The 893-nt window shown below is 41.5% G+C and carries 1 protein-coding gene; it reads right to left on the bottom strand.

Annotated elements, in window-relative coordinates; translation table 11 throughout:
- The coding region (locus DW000_RS09765; protein ID WP_133300043.1) for a hypothetical protein at window positions 1–893 on the bottom strand (893 nt) is incomplete at both ends.

The raw sequence follows: 893 nt of genomic DNA, 5'->3' as shown, positions 1-893 counted from the left end.
GTTACGTATTTGTCTTTTGCAGTAACGATGCGGTTGATATCGCCGATATTAGCACCGTTTGTAATGACATCTCCGCCACTGGCAACGTTTGTGATTTGTTTGTTGCCCGCATTAATACCACTATTATTGATTACTACGTCACCTACGGTTACGCTATCGAAATTAGGGTTTTTGCTTACGGCTACGGTCAATTTCTTAGCAGCCGTATCGTATTCCACGATTGCATTGTCTTTTGCCGCAAATTCAAGTGTATCGCCAGCTTTGATTGGGCCTTCATTATTGCCGGCCTTTACTTTAAAGCCGGATTTTAGTTTTTCAACATCATCAGCACTAGCGATGTTATTGATTGTAACTGTGCTTGCCGGTGAAGTTGGATTAGCTTTATCCTCTACTTTAAGATCAACCTTGTTATTAGTTACTGTATAAGATCCATCTGCCGCAGCTGAGTTTTTAACTAGACGATAATCAGTCTTAGATGCATTGGCAACGGTAATAGCATCAGATACCTTCTTCAATTGGTCTTCTGTTGCCGCTCTACCATTTACAACTACCGGATTTTGTACATCCCAGTCACGGTTATCTAAACCGGTCACATAGCTCTTATGGTCTGTGGAATCAACACCCATTCTAGCTGTTCCCGCCGTTACGCTGTTCAAACCGGTCAAATCTTTGGCCAATTTCACATTTAATGAGCCATTTGAGGATACCACACCGATATTATTATCCGACAAGTTCGTTGCTGCCGCACCGCCTTTAATATCCAATTGATCGCCCAATTGTTTATTGATGACAGTTGCATCATCACCCTTGAAGTTCAAACCTTTCGCAATAGTGGTGTTGATATTTGTGATATTTGTTGTATTGGTATCTTGTTGCGCTTTGGATGCGATATC

The sequence above is a fragment of the Veillonella sp. AF36-20BH genome, assembly GCF_003602765.1.
GTDB classification, from domain to species: Bacteria; Bacillota; Negativicutes; order Veillonellales; family Veillonellaceae; genus Veillonella; species Veillonella hominis.
This window is presented reverse-complemented; position numbering and strand designations above follow the sequence as displayed.